The sequence below is a fragment of the Kitasatospora sp. NPDC001119 genome, assembly GCF_053598475.1.
Genome location: NZ_JBSFKI010000016.1, coordinates 61,033 through 77,389 on the forward strand (window position 1 = coordinate 61,033; position 16,357 = coordinate 77,389).

The 16,357-nt window shown below is 74.5% G+C and carries 16 protein-coding genes; 6 read left to right on the top strand and 10 right to left on the bottom strand.

Annotated elements, in window-relative coordinates; genetic code table 11:
- Positions 1-27: 27 nt before the first annotated feature.
- Positions 28-681, bottom strand: coding sequence for a hypothetical protein (locus ACWDD9_RS20885; RefSeq protein WP_449812282.1), 654 nt, complete (start codon positions 679-681; stop codon positions 28-30).
- 323 nt (positions 682-1,004) lie between these two features.
- Between ACWDD9_RS20885 and ACWDD9_RS20890 the strand changes: the two genes are divergently transcribed.
- Entirely contained in the window at positions 1,005-3,950 is a 2,946-nt protein-coding gene (locus ACWDD9_RS20890; RefSeq protein WP_449812283.1) for an AfsR/SARP family transcriptional regulator, read from the top strand.
- Positions 3,951-4,024: 74 nt separating this feature from the next.
- Here the strand turns inward: ACWDD9_RS20890 and ACWDD9_RS20895 are convergent, their stop codons facing one another.
- The 4 genes from ACWDD9_RS20895 to ACWDD9_RS20910 form a co-directional block, all read right to left on the bottom strand.
- Positions 4,025-4,474 carry a hypothetical protein gene (locus ACWDD9_RS20895; RefSeq protein WP_449812284.1) on the bottom strand — a complete coding sequence of 150 codons (450 nt, stop codon included), beginning with the start codon at positions 4,472-4,474 and terminating at the stop codon, positions 4,025-4,027.
- A 230-nt stretch (positions 4,475-4,704) separates the two neighbouring features.
- Entirely contained in the window at positions 4,705-5,214 is a 510-nt protein-coding gene (locus tag ACWDD9_RS20900; RefSeq protein WP_049649255.1) for a hypothetical protein, read from the bottom strand.
- 404 nt (positions 5,215-5,618) lie between these two features.
- Complete coding sequence (locus tag ACWDD9_RS20905) at positions 5,619-6,482, bottom strand: serine hydrolase (RefSeq protein WP_449812372.1); 864 nt, start codon at positions 6,480-6,482, stop codon at positions 5,619-5,621.
- Between the two features lie 101 nt (positions 6,483-6,583).
- A complete protein-coding gene (locus ACWDD9_RS20910; protein WP_449812285.1) occupies positions 6,584-7,534 on the bottom strand; it encodes a LysR family transcriptional regulator in 951 nt (316 codons plus the stop codon).
- Positions 7,535-7,699: 165 nt separating this feature from the next.
- Between ACWDD9_RS20910 and bla the strand changes: the two genes are divergently transcribed.
- The 4 genes from bla to ACWDD9_RS20930 all read left to right on the top strand — a co-directional run bounded on the left by bla (position 7,700) and on the right by ACWDD9_RS20930 (position 10,977).
- Positions 7,700-8,659, top strand: coding sequence for a class A beta-lactamase (gene bla / locus ACWDD9_RS20915; protein ID WP_449812286.1), 960 nt, complete (start codon positions 7,700-7,702; stop codon positions 8,657-8,659).
- A gap of 82 nt (positions 8,660-8,741) precedes the next feature.
- A complete protein-coding gene (locus tag ACWDD9_RS20920; protein WP_449812287.1) occupies positions 8,742-9,833 on the top strand; it encodes an MBL fold metallo-hydrolase in 1,092 nt (363 codons plus the stop codon).
- Positions 9,834-10,000: 167 nt separating this feature from the next.
- Positions 10,001-10,495 carry an HAD domain-containing protein gene (locus ACWDD9_RS20925; protein ID WP_449812288.1) on the top strand — a complete coding sequence of 165 codons (495 nt, stop codon included), beginning with the start codon at positions 10,001-10,003 and terminating at the stop codon, positions 10,493-10,495.
- A complete protein-coding gene (locus tag ACWDD9_RS20930) occupies positions 10,492-10,977 on the top strand; it encodes a hypothetical protein (protein WP_449812289.1) in 486 nt (161 codons plus the stop codon). Before ACWDD9_RS20925 ends, ACWDD9_RS20930 begins: the two co-directional genes overlap by 4 nt.
- Here the strand turns inward: ACWDD9_RS20930 and ACWDD9_RS20935 are convergent.
- The 5 genes from ACWDD9_RS20935 to ACWDD9_RS20955 all read right to left on the bottom strand — a co-directional run bounded on the left by ACWDD9_RS20935 (position 10,884) and on the right by ACWDD9_RS20955 (position 15,036).
- Positions 10,884-11,372, bottom strand: a complete 489-nt coding sequence (locus tag ACWDD9_RS20935; protein WP_449812290.1) for a protease inhibitor I42 family protein — start codon at positions 11,370-11,372, stop codon at positions 10,884-10,886. The two genes, ACWDD9_RS20930 and ACWDD9_RS20935, sit on opposite strands and share 94 nt — an antisense overlap.
- A complete protein-coding gene (locus ACWDD9_RS20940) occupies positions 11,369-11,758 on the bottom strand; it encodes a hypothetical protein (RefSeq protein ID WP_387975269.1) in 390 nt (129 codons plus the stop codon). Before ACWDD9_RS20940 ends, ACWDD9_RS20935 begins: the two co-directional genes overlap by 4 nt.
- A gap of 8 nt (positions 11,759-11,766) precedes the next feature.
- Positions 11,767-13,329 carry a hypothetical protein gene (locus tag ACWDD9_RS20945; RefSeq protein WP_449812291.1) on the bottom strand — a complete coding sequence of 521 codons (1,563 nt, stop codon included), beginning with the start codon at positions 13,327-13,329 and terminating at the stop codon, positions 11,767-11,769.
- 2 nt (positions 13,330-13,331) lie between these two features.
- Positions 13,332-13,649, bottom strand: a complete 318-nt coding sequence (locus ACWDD9_RS20950) for a hypothetical protein (protein WP_380739742.1) — start codon at positions 13,647-13,649, stop codon at positions 13,332-13,334.
- A gap of 232 nt (positions 13,650-13,881) precedes the next feature.
- Positions 13,882-15,036, bottom strand: a complete 1,155-nt coding sequence (locus ACWDD9_RS20955) for a DUF6183 family protein (protein WP_449812292.1) — start codon at positions 15,034-15,036, stop codon at positions 13,882-13,884.
- Between the two features lie 330 nt (positions 15,037-15,366).
- Here ACWDD9_RS20955 and ACWDD9_RS20960 point away from each other — a divergent pair, with 330 nt between their 5' ends.
- Positions 15,367-16,350: an ABC transporter permease gene (locus ACWDD9_RS20960; RefSeq protein ID WP_049649271.1), complete on the top strand. Its 984-nt coding sequence runs from the start codon at positions 15,367-15,369 to the stop codon at positions 16,348-16,350.
- Positions 16,351-16,357 lie beyond the last annotated feature (7 nt).

The following is a 16,357-nucleotide window of genomic DNA, read 5'->3' on the forward strand; positions in this document are numbered from 1 at the left end:
TCCTCCGTCGTGGTGTGGGTGGGCGGGTCAGCAGGAGAGGCGGATCTGGGCGGTGCGGCGCAGGGTGCCGGCCGGTTCGGTCTGGGCGCAGTTGACGCTGCCGATCTCCGGCAGCTCGTAGGTGGTGAAGCTCCCCCCGCCGCCGTCCGGGAAGGCGTTGATCCACACGCCGGTGGTCGGGCCGGTCTGGGCGCAGACGAACTTGGCGTACTCGCCCTGGACCCGGCGGGTGCCGCGGTAGAGGCCGTAGTAGCCGGGCTGGTTGAGGTTCCAGGTGGTCGAGACGGTGGTGCTGGTGGTGGTCGAGGTGGTCTTCTGGACGGAGAAGCCGACCTTGGCCTCGATCTTGACGAAGAGCACGCTCGCCGAGGCGCTGATCTCGGTGCTGCGGTTGACGACGGTGGTGACGGAGTCCACCCGGCTCAGGGTCTCGGTGCGCTGGCCGGTGGTTCCCGGGGCGACGTGGACGGCGAGGAAGTCGGTGACGACGGGGTCGACCTGGAGGGACGTCACGTCCAGCCAGGTCTGGTCCACGGCGGGGTTGCAGTTCGTCGTCGGCGGGCGGGTGCCGGCGTGGGCGGTGCCGGCCCCGATGCCCCCGATCTCCAGCAGGGTCATGATGATCGTGGCGGCGGCCGCGGCCGTCGCCGTCCGTCGGCGGGGCCGGTGGACGAGGGTCATCTGTTCTCCTCCGTGCTCTGGTGGATGGGCCGCGCCCCCGCGGCCGGAACCGTGCCGGTGCTGGTGCGGGCGGGGAACGGTGGGGCGGTGGGGCGGTCCGTCGTGGGGGATCCCGTCCGGCCCGGTGACGATCCTGCGCAAGGCCGTCATGAATTCCTCACGACCCCATCACGCTGCGGGAGGGCGCCCCGGAGCGCAGCGCCGCGTCCAGGGCGCCATGGACACGCCGCCGCGCCCGGGCGAGGATGGCCCTGCCGCACCCGTCACGGGGGCTCGGGGCGTAGGACGACGCACGGCACCGTTCGATCGCCGGAGGCCATGGGGTGGAGTTCAGGATCCTGGGGGCGCTGGAGGTGCGGGCCCGGGACTCCGGCCCGCTCGCCGTCGGCGGCCGGCTCCAACAGGCGCTCCTGGCCGTGCTGGTGGCCCACGTCGGCCGGACGGTGTCCGTGCCCCGGATCGTCGACGCGGTGTGGGACGAGTGCCCGCCCGCCACCGCCGACCGCCAGGTCCGGAACATGGTCGGGCTGCTGCGCCGCGCGCTCTCGCCCGGCCCGCGGCGCCCTTCACCGATCCGTACCGACGGCCCGGGCTACCTCCTCGCCGCGGACGGGGTCCGCGTCGACGCGCGGGAGTTCACCGCCCGGGTCGACGCCGCCGCCCGTGCGGGCGCCGACGGCGCGCCCCTGCTGCGCGAGGCCCTGGACCTGTGGCGCGGCCCGGCCCTGGACGGCCTGCCGGGCCGTGCCCTCGCCACCATCGCCGCGGGCCTGGAGGAGCAGCGGATGGCCGCCCTGGAGCGGCTCTTCGAGCTGGAACTGGCGGCCGGCCGGCACGAGCGGATCGTCCCGGAGCTCATCGGCCTGGTCGGGGCCACTCCCCTGCGCGACGGCCTGGTGCGGCACCTGCTGACGGCCCTGCTCCGCAGCGGGCGCCGGGCGGAGGGCCTGGCCGCGTACCGGCGGTACGCGGCCGACCTCGCGCGGGAGCTGGGCCTCGACCCGTCGCCCGAACTCCGCTGCCTCCAGCAGGAGTTGCTGGGCTCCGGCGTGCCGAACCCGGCCCCGCCCCGCGAGCCCGCCGCATCGAGGCGGCCGGCCGCCGCGGTGCAGCGGACCCTGCCGCGTCCCGCCCAACTCCCCTGGGAGTCACCCGCCTTCGTCGGCCGCGAGGCGCAGCTTCGCGCCCTCGGACGCCACCTGGTCGGCCCCGGGGGGCCGGGCGGCCGTGCCCCGGCCCCCGGGGCCATCGCGCTCGTCACCGGTGCCCCCGGGGCCGGCAAGTCGGCCCTGGCGCTGCGCTGGGCCCACCGCACCCGGGACCGCTTCCCCGACGGCCAGCTCTTCACCGACCTGCACGGCTGGTCGTCCACCGGCCCGCAGCACCCCCACGCCGTCCTGGGCTCCTTCCTGCGCGCCCTGGGCGTGCCGGCCGAGGACGTCCCCGCCCGGCTCGACGAGACGGCGGCGCTCTACCGGTCCACGCTGGCCGGCCGGCGGGTCCTGATCGTCCTGGACAACGCCCTGGACGCCGCGCAGGTCCGTCCGCTGCTGCCCGGCGCCGGGGGCTGCGCGGTCCTCGTGACCAGCCGTGAGCGGCTCACCGGCCTCGTCGTACGGGAGGGCGCCCAGCGGATCGAGCTGGCGGAGTTCAGCCCGGACGAGGGCCGCGCCCTGGTGCGCCGGGTGCTCGGGGCCGAACGCGTCGAGGCCCGGGAGCAGGCCGTCGCCCGGCTGCTCGACGCCTGCGGCCACCTCCCGCTGGCCGTCGCGCTCGCCGCCGCCCGGCTGCGCGACCGCCCGCACCACGACCTCACGGACTTCGCCGCCGAACTCGCCGGCAACCGGCTCGACGTCCTCAGCGCGGACGGCGACGACCGGTCCGCCTGCCTGCGCACGGCCTTCTCCTTCTCCTACCGCGCGCTCGACGGGCCCGCCCGGCGCCTGCTGGGGCTGCTCGCGACGAGCCCCGCCGTCGACCTGTCGGCGCCGGTCGCCGAGGTGCTCGGCGGCCTGGAGCGCGGGAGCGGCGCGCGGGTCCTGCGCCGGCTGGCCGACGTCCACCTCCTCACCGAGCACTCCGCCGACAGCTACCGCTTCCACGACCTGCTGCGCCTGTTCGCCGCCGAGCAGGGCGTGCGGCAGGAGAGCCGACGCTCCCGCCGCCTCTGCCTGGAGCGCTGGTACGCGTGGTGCCTCCACCACGCCTGCGCCGCCACCCGGACGCTGGTGCCGGGGCGGCCCCACGTGGCGCTGCCACCGCCGCCCCGGGACCTGGAGACCACCGCCTTCACCGACCCCGCCCAGGCGCTGCGGTGGTGCGACGAGCAGCGGGCCAACCTCCTGGCCACCGCCGCCCACGCCTTCGAGCACGAGGACGACGACGTCGCCTGGAAGCTCCCCTCACTGCTGTGGCCCTACCTGCACCGGACCGGGCCGCACGCGGAACGACTGGCCGTGAGCCGGACCGCGGTGGCCGCCGCCCGCCGGCTCGACGACCCGCTCGCCCTGGGCCTCAGCCTGAACGACCAGGGGCACGCCTGGGGCTCCGCGGGCGACCTGCCGCAGGCCCGCCGGCACTACGAGCAGGCCCTGGAACTCGTCCGCGCGGCCGGCGACCGGGCCGTCGAGGCACTGGTGCTGGCCAGCCTGGGGGTCTCGCACTTCAACTGCGCGGACTACGCCGGGGCGGCCGACCACTTCGAACGCGCCCTGCGCCTGCTGGCCGCGGACGGTCCGGGCGCCGCCCGGTGGACGGTCCTGCTGTGCGAGACCAACCTCGCCAGCAGCCTCCTGATGCTCGGCCGGGCCGAGGAGGCGCAGGCCCTGGCCGAGCGGCTGCTCGCGCCGGAGATCCGCCGGCTCGGCGGCGTCCCGGAGTGCAGCCTCCTGAACGTCGTCGGCATGGCCCGCTATGCCGCCGGCCGCCCCGAGGAGGCGCTGGTCCACCTGGAGCGCTCGCTGGCCGTCGGCCGGACCATCACCGGATACGTCGACCAGCGCGCCAACTCCCTGACCGCCCTGGCCGCCGCCCAGCAGGCGCTCGGCCGCGGCGCCGACGCCCTGCGCTCCTGGGAGGAGGCCCTCGCCATCTACCGCGAGCTGCCCGCCCACTACCGCGACGCGGCGGTCGGCCTGCTGACCTCCCTCGGCTTCACCCCGCCGACACCGCCGTCCCCGGGGCGCGCCGCTCGCCACCCGGGCCCGGACTCGGCAGCCGGCCCGGGCGGCGCGGACGGCGACGGCACCACCGACCCCGCGCAGCCGTGACCGGCGTCGGGACCTGTCGGGAGGCCTTGCCGGGAGATGTCGGTGCCGCGTGCCGCCGGTGGAGGCGACCGGCGTCAGGACGCGGCCGCGCGCGCCGCCTCGAGTTCGGCCACCAGCCGTTTGACCCGCTTGTTGGTCCGGCCCGAGCTGTGGCCCGCCAGCATGTACAGCGGGTCCGTCCCGCCGGAGGCCAGCACCAGCTCCGGGACGTCGGACGTGTAGACCCTGCCCTCCAGGACGGCCACCCGTACCTCCCGGATGTCCGCCCACGCGTAGGAGCGCGCTCCGAGCAGCCCGGAGTACTTCACCCCGGCCGGCCCGTAGGAGACGCCGAACACCGGCGCGCGGAACGTCAGCACCGCACCCGGGACACCGAGGATCAGGACCGGGATCAGGGGTCCCAGCCCGCGCGCGGCCCCCGTCGTCACCAGGCCCGTCGCCATCACCACGGCGATCAGCAGGCACGCGCCGCCCAGCAGGAAGTAGGTGAGCGACCAGGCCGTACGCCTCGTCCGCTTCCGCATGCCCGCGCCCCTTTCCGCTGTCCGCGGCGCGCGGCGCCGTCCGGGGTTCGGGGGTGCCGCCACCGCCCGTACGCAAGCATACGAACGTGTGGCCGCGCCGCCGGGGGCAGGGCCTCAGCGCGCTCCCTGACCCCTCGTCGTCCTGCTCCGGCCCTCCCCCGGCACCGGCGGGCGCCCGGGCGCGGCGGACTCGACCGGCCCGGCGGCCCGGCGCTGCCGGAGCGGCGGCGTCAGGCCCGCCCGCCGGGGACGGGGGCGAGGCGGCCGAGCATCGCGATCACGGTGATCCGTGTCCTGCTGTCGTTCGTCGCCGCGCAGTGGGCGTCGACGCCCCGCTCGTCCGGTGCCTCGTTCGGCTCGGCCAGTCCCAGCCGGATCAGGTCGACGGTGTACTCGTGGCACCGGGAGTAGTCCGCGGCGGCGCTCACCGCTTCGGCGTGGTCGATGCGACCGGGATCCGCGGCGCGCAGCAGCGCCGGGGTGGGCGGCGGGCCCAGCGTCTCCCCGATCCACCCCGAGACGGCCTCCCGGGGGCAGCCGCGCTCCAGCTTCGAGGTGGTCGCGGCGGAGAGCGCCAGGTGGATGAGGAGCGTCCCGAACCAGGCTGTGACCTCGGCCGGGGGCGTGTCCGTGCCCGCCGGCGGCATCACGGCCTGGTACAGCGCGGCCGGGTCGTCGGCGTGCGCGGCGGCGACGACCGCCTTCATCGCGCTGTCGAGGGCGGCCCTGTCGATGGTCATGTCAGCGGTTCTCCCCATGGTCGGCGGCCGTCAACGTAGCGCTCCGGCGCGGTGCGTGGCCGGTGAAGGGGCGGATTTTCCCCGGTACGCGTGAGGAGGGGGTCGACCGGATTGACGGCTGTCGGCTGTCGACTGTCGGCTGTCACGCGATTCCCCGTGGCCTCGGCTTTGTGGCGGCGTGATTCCCGACCCTGGTGGTCACGAGTCCCCCGGGGGGACGGTGACCGGCACCAGGCGCACGCGGTGGCGGCACCCGTGGCTGTGGGCCGTCGCCTTCGTCCTGCCCGTCGTGCCGTTGGCGGCGCGGCCCTCGGGCCCGGGTCGGGACGCCCTTCGGCGTACGGGCCGTCAGGCGACCGCCGACGGGTGCGCGATGGCGGAGGCCGGGACGCGGTGGGCGCCGGTCAGCACGCCCGGCCGGCTGCTGCCTGGGCCCGGAGGGCGTCGACGGCGAGGCGGGCGGCGGTGCCGATGGCGGCGTCGGCGGCGGGCAGGGTGATGGTGGTGGCGGCGGCGCGGGTGAAGACGGCGAGGGCGTAGCGGCCGCCGTCGGGGTATTCGACGACGCCGACCTCGTGGCGCAGCGTGGGGAGGGTGCCGGTCTTGCCGTGGACGCGGACGTCGTCGTAGGGGAAGCCGGAGGCCAGGCGGTGGGGCCAGACCTGGAGGCCGAGGAGGCGTCGCAGGGCGGTGCCGTGGTCGCCGGGGCAGGCGTCGCCGTGCCAGAGGGCGGCGAGCAGGGTGGTCATGTCGCGGGGGGTGCTGTGGTTGGTGAAGGCGGGGTCGAGGACTCTGAGGCGGGCGACGACGGCGGGGTCGACCGGGGAGTCGGGGCCGGTGTCCTCGGCGAGGGCGGCGATGAGGTCGCGGAGTTTGTGGACGGCGACGGTGCGGGTGAGGCCGAGGTCGGCCATGGTGCGGTTGACGGTGTCGAGGCCGATCCGGTCCCACAGGGTGTCGGCGGCGGTGTTGTCGCTGACGGCGGCGGTGAGGTAGGCGAGGTCGCGCAGGGAGAGGCGGGCGTCGTCGAGCATGGCGCCGAGGCCGGTGGACCCGGGGGTGCGGCCGGCGGCGGGGATGTCGACCTGCCGGGTGAGGTCGATGCGTCCGGCGGCGGCCTCGCGGTAGAGCGTCACGAGCAGGCAGAGCTTGTGGACGCTGGCGGTGGAGACGGCGGTATCGGCGCCGAGGCCGATCTCGGCGCCGGTGTCGAGGTCGCGTGCGTGGAGTCGGCCGGTGACGCCGGCGTCGGCGAAGGCCGCGGCGATGCGGGTGCGTGCGGCGCGGCCGTGCGGGGTCCGGTCGGCGGCCGGGCGGTCAGGAGCCGGGCGGTCGGCGGCCGGGCGGTCGGCTGTGGTGCGGTCGCTGGTCACAGCGGGAACTCCATTGCGGGCCGGGGGTAGAGCGGGGGGCGGTGGGGCGGCTGGGGCAGCAGGCCGCCGGGTCCGGTCAGCGCCTCGTGGGCGGCCTGGGCGAACAGCCGGACGGCGGGCCCGCCCCGCCCGGTCGGCCAGGCTGTGGAGGTCCGCCAGGCCAGCGGGGTGCCGGTGAGCGGACGCCAGACTGTACCCGGTGGGGGTGTGGTGCGCGGCACCAGGGCGATGGCGCTGCCGGTGAGCACGAGCGCGCCCGCGACGTCCGGTCCCGGCGGGTCGACGACGGCTTCGGGGGTGCAGCCGTGCCTGGTCAGCGTGGTGAGGATCTCGTCGTACAGGGCCGGGGCGGTGGCGCGCGGGAAGAGGACCAGGCGCAGGCCGGTCAGGTCGGCCACCGCGAGCTCCGGGCGGTCGGCGTGCGGGCCGCCGGCGGCGAGCAGGGCGCCGAGCGGCTGGTGCAGGACGGGGCCGAAGGCCAGTCCGTCGGCCGGGCAGGGGTGGCGGACGACGGCGACGTCGACGGTGTGCTGGGCGAGTTCGCGCACCACGGCCGCGACCGGCAGTTCCCGCAGTTCGAGCCGGGTGCCCGGGGAGGCGGTCTCGAAGCCGGTGAGCAGCGCGGCGAGGGTGGCCGGCCCGAGTTCGGGCGGGACGGCCGCGCGCAGGGTGCCGGCCCGTCCGCTGCGCAGGTCGGCGGCGGTGGCGAGGAGGCGGGCGGCGCTGTCCAGGGTCTCCTCGGCCTCGGCGAGCAGCAGCCGGCCCGCCGGGGTGAGGTCGACGCCGCGCGGGCCGCGGTCGAACAGGGTCACGCCGAGTTCGCGTTCGAGGCGCTGGATCCGCTGGGAGAGCGAGGGCTGGGCGATCCGCAGGCGCTCGGCGGCGCGGCCGAAGTGCCGTTCCTCGGCGACGGCGCGGAAGTGGCGGAGGTGCCCCAGCAGGTCCATGGCCAGCAATCATAGGTGTTTTCTTATCGTTCACTTCACGATTGCGGTCTTGGACTGGGTAGCCCGTGGCCTGTTTAGCTGAGCGTGATCGCGCGGATCGCGGCGGTGTGGACCACCGCCGCGGGGCGCGACCGTGATGACACGAACCACCTGGGGAGACCACTGATGACACCCGACCTCCGCCGTACCGGCACCCGTACCCGGACCCGCGTCGCGCTGCCCGCGGTGGCCCTGCTCGTGGCCGCGCTGGTCGGCGGGTGCGGCCGGGCGGACGGCGCCTCGACGGCGGCGGCCACCGGCGCCACTACAACGACGACAGCGGCGGGGGCGGTCTCGGCTGCCGCGGCGGACGCGGCCTTCGCGGAACTCGAGCAGCGGTTCGGCGCCCGGCTCGGCGTGTACGCGGTGGACACCGGCAGCGGCCGGGAGGTCGTCCACCGGACCGACGAGCGGTTCGCGTTCGCGTCCACGATCAAGTCGCTCGCCGCCGGGGCCCTGCTGCGCAAGGCCTCCGACGCGGACCTGGACAAGGTCGTCCCCTACCGCCAGGAGGACGTGCTGGCGTGGGCACCGATCACCTCGCAGCACGTGGCGACCGGCATGAAGCTGCGCGACCTGGCCTCCGCCGCCATCCAGTACAGCGACAACACCGCGGCCAACCTCGTCTTCGCCGAACTCGGCGGCCCGGCGGCCGTCCAGCAGTCCCTGCGCGACCTCGGCGACTCGACCACCAGCGTCGACCGCACCGAACCCACCCTCAACGAGGCGACCCCGGGCGACACCCGCGACACCAGCACGCCGCGCGTCCTTGCCGCCGACCTGCGCCGCTACGTGCTCGGCGACGTCCTCCCGGAAGGCCGGCGCGGGCTGCTGACGGACTGGCTGGTCGGCAACACGACCGGCGGCCCGTACATCCGCGCGGGGGTGCCCGCCGACTGGCGGATCGGCGACAAGACCGGCAACGCGGGCTACGGCACCCGCAACGACGTCGCCGTGGCGTGGCCGTCGGGCGGGCGCGCCCCGATCGTCATCGTCGTCCTGACCGACCGCGGCAAGGCCGATGCCACCTCCGACGACGCCCTGATCGCCCAGGCGACGAAGACGGTCGTCAGCGCCCTCGGCTGACGTCCGTATCCGCATCCGTCCCGAAGGAGCATCCCCTCCCGAAGGAGCGCCCCTTCCCGACCGACCAGGAGCCCCGACCGCGATGATCCGACCCACCCGCCGGGCCGCCACGGACGCCGACTTCACCCGGCGCCGTCTCGCCCAGCTCGCCGTCCTCGGCCTCGCCGCCGGGGCCACGCCGGCCGCCCTTCCGGGCACGGCCTCGGCTGCCGACCCCTCCTCGGCGACGGCACCGCCCGCCGGCCGCGCGCACTACGACCGCGCCCGCCGCCTCGCCGACGACGACCCCGTGCTGCGGGCCCTGGTGACGGCGCTGACGCCCGGCTCCGTCCTTCCCCCGCTGCCCGCGCCCGCGCCCGTCAAGCTGTTCGACAACCTGGTGCTGCTGAGCGCGGGCTGGGTCTCGGCGATGGCGGTGCTGACGGACGACGGCATCGTGCTGATCGACGCGCTCACCTCACCCGCCGATGCCGAGGGCGTCGTCGTCCCCGGGCTGCGGGCGGTCGGCGCCGACCCGGCGGCGATCCGGCACGTCGTCGTGACCCACGGCCACCCGGACCACTTCGGCGGCGCCCAGACCCTCGCCGACCGCTACGGCGCCCGCGTGCACATGTCCCCGGCCGACTGGGACCTCCTCGCCCGCACCCGCCCCGCCTACGCCCCCGTCCGCGACCTCGACATCGCGGACGGCGCGCAGCTCACCCTCGGCGGCACGACGATCGAGCTGCACCACACCCCGGGCCACACCCCCGGCACCGTGTCCCCGGTCATCCCGGTCCGGGCGGGCGGCCGGTACCACAGCGCGATGCTGTGGGGCGGCCTCAACCCGCCCTCGACGGTGGCGGAACTGCGCACCCTCCTCACCTCCGTCCACTCCTTCCGGGCCGTCATGCGCCGGACGAACGTGGAGGTCGAGCTCTCCAACCACCCGAACGACCACGGCCTCGAACGAGCCGAACAGCTGCGGCGCCAACCGCCCGGCGCCGCGAACCCCTTCCTCCTCGGCGGCCCCCGCACGCAGCGGTACATGGCGGTCATGGACGCGATGGTGCGCGGCCGCATCGCCGACGCGGAGGCTGCGGAGGAGGCGGAGGCGGGGGCGGAGGCGGGAACCGGGGCACGTGGAGCCCGGACCGTGGCGGCGCCGCACGCCTACCGCGGGATTCGGGCATGAAGCCGGAGCTTGTCGTCTGCGTGGTGTCCGGGGCAGACGCCGCTCCTCCAGGTCGGGTGGACAAGGCCGCACCACCCCGCACATGCACAGGTGGTCGATCGTTTCCCGCGTTCGCGGCGGTCGCTTCCCGTTGTGGCGGGGGTCCTACGGCGGCAGGATGAGTCGTCGTGACTGCCGACCTGCCGTTGTTGCTTCTGGACGTCGACGGGGTGCTGAACCCGTTCGCCGCGGCGGTGTGCCCGGCGGATTACCAGGAGTACGGGTTCTTCCCCGGTGAGGAGCCGGTGCGTCTGAACCGGGTCCACGGGCGGTGGCTGAACGGACTTGCCGAGCACTTCGAGATCGTTTGGGCGACGGGTTGGGAAGAGGAGGCGAACGAGTTCCTCGCGCCGTTCCTGGGGCTGGAACCGTTGCCGGTCGTCTTCTTCCCGCCCAAGCCGTTCGAACCGTGTGAGAAGGTGCCGGCGGTGGCGGCCTTCGTCGGAGAACGGGCAGCGGCCTGGGTGGACGATGCGCTGACGCCGCAGGCGCGGGCCTGGGCCGACGGCCGCGCGGCCGCGACCCTGCTGGTCGACACCGATCCGTGCGTGGGCCTGACCTGGAGTGCGGTCGAGCGGTTGTCGGGGTGGTCGATGGACCTGAGGCGGCCGAAGGCTGAGTGACCGTCGGTGCCCGGGACCGCGAGGCGCTCCGATGCCGCTCCGCCGACCGGGACGTCACCCTGATCAAGCGGGCCACCGCCCCGGCCACCTCCGAGGCCCTACGGCAGTACACCGGCATCGAGAGCCTGCCGGACCAGCGCGTCACCGGCTACCTGCTGGTCGACCCCACCGCCGCCGACCAGGCCGAGGCCCGGGTCACCGGCCTCCTCACCCGCTACGTGCTGCCCAGCGCCACCCTGTTCACCGCCCTGGTCGCCTGGCTGGTCACCGGGCCTGGCGCTGCGGCCGGTGGAGCCGATCCGCCGGGGCATGGCCCAGGGGCCCGCGCGGTGGTCCGCCCCCTGGAACGGACCCGCCGTACGCGAACCGGCCTCCTCGGAACGGGGGTTCAGCGGGGGGCGTCGGAGCTGACGTCGACGGTGAACTGGCGCTTGATCTGGTCCGGCCCTCCGGGCCAGTCCCCACCGAGCTCGTCGCGGTAGGCGATGTGCACGGTCATGGTGGTACGGCCGGGGTTCTGGGCGCGGAAGGTGAAGTAGTAGCGGCCGCCCGAGCCGGTGTTTCCGATTTCGCCGAAGTCGAACAGGTCCCTGACGTCGAAGTTGTGGACGTACTCGTCACCGGCGGCCTTCGCGACGGCCGGGTCGGGGGCTGGAGCGGCCATGCTCCAGACGTCGCCTGCCAACCGGTGGGCGGGCACCTCCACGGAGAACAGCTCGCCGGGCTTGACGGTGATCTGTCCCGAGGTCTGGGTGAATACGGTGCCGTGATCGAGTCTGCCGGTGGTCTTCCGGTGGACGGTCACCGCGCGCATGGTGGCCGGGACGGCCAGCGCCACGACGACTACCAGCAGGACGAGGCGCCACCTGCGCTTCACGGGGTCGCTTCCCGGTGGGTGACACGCAGCGCCAGGACGGCGGCGACGGCGTCGAGCCAGCGGGCGACCAGTTGGTCCCCTGTGGGGTCCTGTACGACCATGGCGGCTGCCTCCAGCCAGCCGCGGGCCACCGTGGCGGCCGGTCCGGGCAGCGGTTCGGGCAGGGCGGCCGCGAAGCGGGTGCCGCCGGCGCGGACGGTCTCGCCGAGGAAGGCCAAGGCCCGTGGCAGCGCGCCGAGCCGGTCGACGGTGATCGCGGCGGCCACCGCGCCGTCGCCGAACAGGGTGGAGCGGTGCGGTCCCGGGTGCGGCAGGCCGAAGCGCAGCAGGATCTCGACGTCCAGCTCGGCGAGCCGGCTGTCGCTCTGGGGTTGTGGGGTGTTCATCTGGTGCCTCACTTGGGCATTCGGACGCTTGTGACGTTGGGGAGGCTGTCGTCGGAGGCGCCGCCCATGTGGTTGTTGATGAAGTCGCTCTCGCTGACCCAGACGGTGTAGCCCCAGGGGTTGTAGAGCTCCAGTTGGTCACCCCGGTGTCCGATGATCATCATTTGGTGGCCGCCGTCTCCGCGGACCGACACGGGGACGGGCTTGCCCTCGTCGATCTTCTGCTCGATCTCGGTCAGCGCACTCTGGCGCTTGTCGCGGCTGTCGAGGTCGACGTTGTGGTACTCCGCGCCGGTGTGCTTGCCGATCTCGTCGTCGGCGACGTCGTCGGACTCCCAGTCCCACATCCCGCCCTTGTCGAAGTGCCACCAGGAGCGGGTGTCGTAGACCCGGTTGGTCTCCTTGTCCCATCGCTCTTTCGACGCCTGACCGTTGTCGTAGGCCGGGTCGCCGGGGTGACCGCCGGTGGTGAGCTGGAAGGCGAAGAGCGGGTCGACCATCGCCCGGGCGGTCACGGTCGAGGCCGCCACGCAGGTCGGATACGGTCCCTGACCCCATTTGACGCCCTGGTAGGCCGTGTCCGTCTTCTGGGTGGAGGTCGCGTCGAGCTGCACCGGGGATATCCGATCGGCGAGCCAGTCGGGATCGTCGGCGTGTTCGTGGATCAGGTCGTCGAACTTCTTGACCTCGTCGTAGCTGTGCCCGGCGGCGAGCGCCTTCATCAGGTAGGCGCGCTCCTCGGGGGACTTGCAGCCGGCCAGCAGCTGGTCGAAGCGTGCCCTGTCGGCTTCGCTCATCTTGTCCATGACCTGGCCGGCACGCGTCACGTCGTTGGCCGTGAGGATGCTGCCGTACTCCTGGCTGCCGGCGAGAGCGGCATCGACGATGACCAGCTTGTCCTCCGCGCTGAGGCCCTTGTTCTTGAACTTGCCCGCCAGCGCCTTGCCCGCCAGCGCGTTCAGCTCGCGGGCGGCGGCGCGGCCCGCGTTCTCGGCCTTCACCGCGGCGTCGTGGACCGACTTGATGCCCTCCCTCGCCTTCGCCTGGGCGGTGTGCATCGTGTCGTCGTCCCAGTGGACCGGGTCCGGCATATCGCCGACGGTGATGTCGTGCAGCAGTTTCAGCGCCTCGGCCAGCGGCGCGTGGCCCTGCCCGTGCAGGACCTGAGCCTCGCTCAGCGCGCCGGCCAGCGTCTTGAGCTGGTCCCGGCCCTTGCCCAGGGCGTCGCGGCAGCGCCCGAGGTCGTCGGCGGAGGCCTTGACCACCTCCGCGGCTTTCTCCCCGACCTGCCCGGTCCAGGCGTCGGGCAGCTGCTGCGAGCCGACCTGCGTCACCGTCATCTGGATCTGGTCCAGCCGGCCGCTCGCTGTGTTGTAGGCGGCGGCGAGTTCGCCTAGTTTGCCGGAGTCGCCCTTGGGCGCGGGCAGTTGCAGGGCGTCGTGGACGGCGTACTTGAGGTCGCCGGCGCCCCACATGCCGTGGGACTCGTCGATGGTCTTCTTCAGCTTCTCGGCCTGCTGGCGCTGGCTGCCCGACGGCCCGCCGAGCGGGTGCGCGCTGTGGTCGGCCACGGTCAGGCCCCCTGCTGGTACTGCTGCTGGACGCCGTGGTCCGTGGTCGCGTAGTTGGCCGCGGTGGTGTGCACCTTGCCGCCGAGATCCTTCAGCGCGTCGACGTTCACCTGGAGCTCGTCCTGCCAGGCCTGCCAGAAGGCCTTCGCCGCGTCGCCCGCGCCGTACTCGCCGAGGACGGCGGGGTCGGACATGTTCAGCTTGTCCAGGGCCGCTTTGACACCACCCACGTCCCCGCCGGCCGCGACGAGCTTGTCGCCCGCGTCCCCGAGCTTCTCCGGATGAGCGCCGAACCCCGTTCCGGCACCATCGATGCCCATGTTCCCCCCATGCTGTTCGACACGCTCTGTAGAGCATCGAACATCATAACGTCGGCCGATGGACAGTTCGACGGGCGTCGCCGGCACCCCGCTCACCGGTATCGGGGCGCAGGCCCAGCCGAGGGCGATAGCGCTGCTGCCGGTGACGGGAAGGGCGGGCGGGGCAGGCCGGAGGGGGCTGCCCGGAGGCCGGGTTGCGGCTGCGGGCCCGGCCGGCCGGGGTGGCGTGTGGTCAGTCGGTGTCGGTGGCGGCCAGGACCGCGAGGTGTCGGCCGTCGGGGTGTAGGGCGGCGAGGGCGAGGTCCCAGGCGACGTTGTGGAACCAGGGGGCGGACGCGGTGCCGAGGCGGAGCCAGGTCGTCTGCCGCACGCGGTCGGCGGTCCGGGTGATCGGCGCGTCGGCGGGGGTGCCGGTCAGGGCGGCCAAGGAGCGCCAGGCGGCGAGTCTGCCGTAGGCGCCGTAGTTGCCGTGGCCGTAGGCCGGTGCGCGCAGGGCGGCGGTGAGCAGGGTCCGTAGGGCGAGGTCGGGGTCGGAGGGGTGGAGCCGGGCCGGGGTCTGGCCGGGCGGCCAGGGGGTGAGCGGCAGGAGCGCGAGGAGTGCCGGGAGGTCTTCGGGGGTGACCGGGTCGGGCAGCCAGAACTCCTGGGCGGCGAGCTTGCCGTTGGACTGGGCGAGCCAGTGGGCGACGGCCGCGCCCATGGCCTCCGTCGTGGCGGGCAGGCTGGTCTCGGTCGGTTCGGCCGCGGCCGCCCGCTGCCGCGTCGCCGGCGTGGTCTCCAGCGCGTCGCCCGGCTCCGGCCACACGGCCGGGACCGTCCAGGTCCAGTCGTCGGCGGCCCCCGCGGGGCGCCGCAGCCCGTGCTCCTCGGGCAGCAGGGCCAGCGGCAGTACGGCGAGCGGGTGGCCCTCGGCCAGGAGGGTGTCGGCGAAGGCGCGCAGCGCGGGGTGGCCGTTGACCGCGTCCGAGACGAGCACCGTCTCGTGGAGCAGGCAGGCCGCGAACTCGCGCGCGTCCGCGGTCTCGGGCGCCCGGTCGAAGACCTCGTCGGCGATGTCCTCGATGCGGTGCCCGTGGGCGACGACCGCGGCCAGGTAGCGCGGGGAGACGCCGGGGTGCGGCGAGTCCAGCACGCGCACCAGGGCGCGCAGGCTCTGCGGCCCCGGGCGGGCGGCCAGGGCGTTCAGTGTCCAGTACAGGGCCGCGGCGCAGTGCCCCTGAAGGTCCCGGCCGGCGGCGGTGCGGGCGGCGAGTTCCGCCGCGAGGCCGCCGGCCCAGTCGAACTCGCCGGTGGCGACCCGCGATTCGACCTCGGCGCGCAGTACGGAGACGTCCGCGTCGTCGGCCTCGCACAGGGCGTCCACCGTGCGGGTGATGTCCTTGTCCATGGCGTGATTGTTTCCCGGCGGCGGGTGGTCCGCCGCCGGCGGCGCGCCCGCCGACGCTCGGCGACGGCGCGGACCGGTGGCCGCCGCGGCCCCTGCGACCTGCGGATTCGACGAATTGTGACGCGAACGCGTCCATGTGCTGCGGGCGCGTTTCGTGTTCGTGTCCACTTGCCCTGGTCCCTGGTGCCGGGTGTCGCTCGCACACAGACTGGCCTCTGCACGGTCGTGCAACCACCCCTTGGATCGAGGAAGTTCCACCCGCATGCCCAACTCCCCCAGACCCGGCGCTCCCCGGCCGTACCCGTCGCATCCGGTGGGGAGGTGGCGTCCGTGCTCCGGTACGTGACCCGCAGGGCGGCGGGCTGGTTCCTGGTGATCGCCGTGGCCACCAACGCCACCTACTTCCTGGCCAGTTGGTTCCTCGACCCGCGTTCGAACTTCAAGGAGCTGCGCCCGGTCCGCACCGAGGAGCAGATCTCCCGGGCCCTGGCCCCCTACAACCTGGACCCGCACGAGCCGCTGCTGCACCGCTGGTGGGACTGGCTGACCGGGGTGGTCCTGCGCTTCGACTGGGGCCGTTCCCCGGTCGGGGTGCGGGTGAACGGGGAGATCGGCTACCGCTCCCTGGTCAGCGCCGAGCTGGTGACCGGTGCGACGGTCCTGTCGGTCGTCGTCGGTGTCGCGCTCGCGGTGCACACCGCCTCGCGCCAGTACGGCTGGCGGGACCGGGCCGCCCAGGCCCTGTCCATGGCGCTGTTCAACGTCCCGGTGTCGATCGCCGCCCTCGCGCTGGTGCTGCTGGCCATCCGGCTGAACGAGCAGGCGGGTTGGCACTTCCTGTACGTCGCGGGCGAGAACTCGCCCGGCGTGGAGGGGTTCTGGGCGACGGTCGGCGACCGGCTGCTGCACCTGGTGCTGCCGACGCTCACCCTCACCCTGACGGGGTACGTGGGCTACCACCTCACCCAGCGCTCGCTGCTGCTGGACGTCATCGGCTCCGACTTCGTGCGCACCGCCCGGGCCACCGGGCTGACCCGCGCCCAGGCGATCCGCCGGCACGCCCTGCGCACCGCGCTGATCCCCACCGCCCAGTCCGTGGCCTTCGGCATCCCGGCGGTGTTCACCGGCGCGGTGCTCACGGAGACGATCTTCGGTTGGAACGGCATGGGCCAGTACTTCATCCAGACCATCAGCAAGAACGACGTGCACGGCACCGTGGCGACCGCCGCGTTCGCCGCCGCCCTGACGGCGGTCGGCGCGATCCTCGCGGACATCGCCACCGTCCTCCTCGACCCGAGGGTGCGGGTGAGCTGAGATGAGC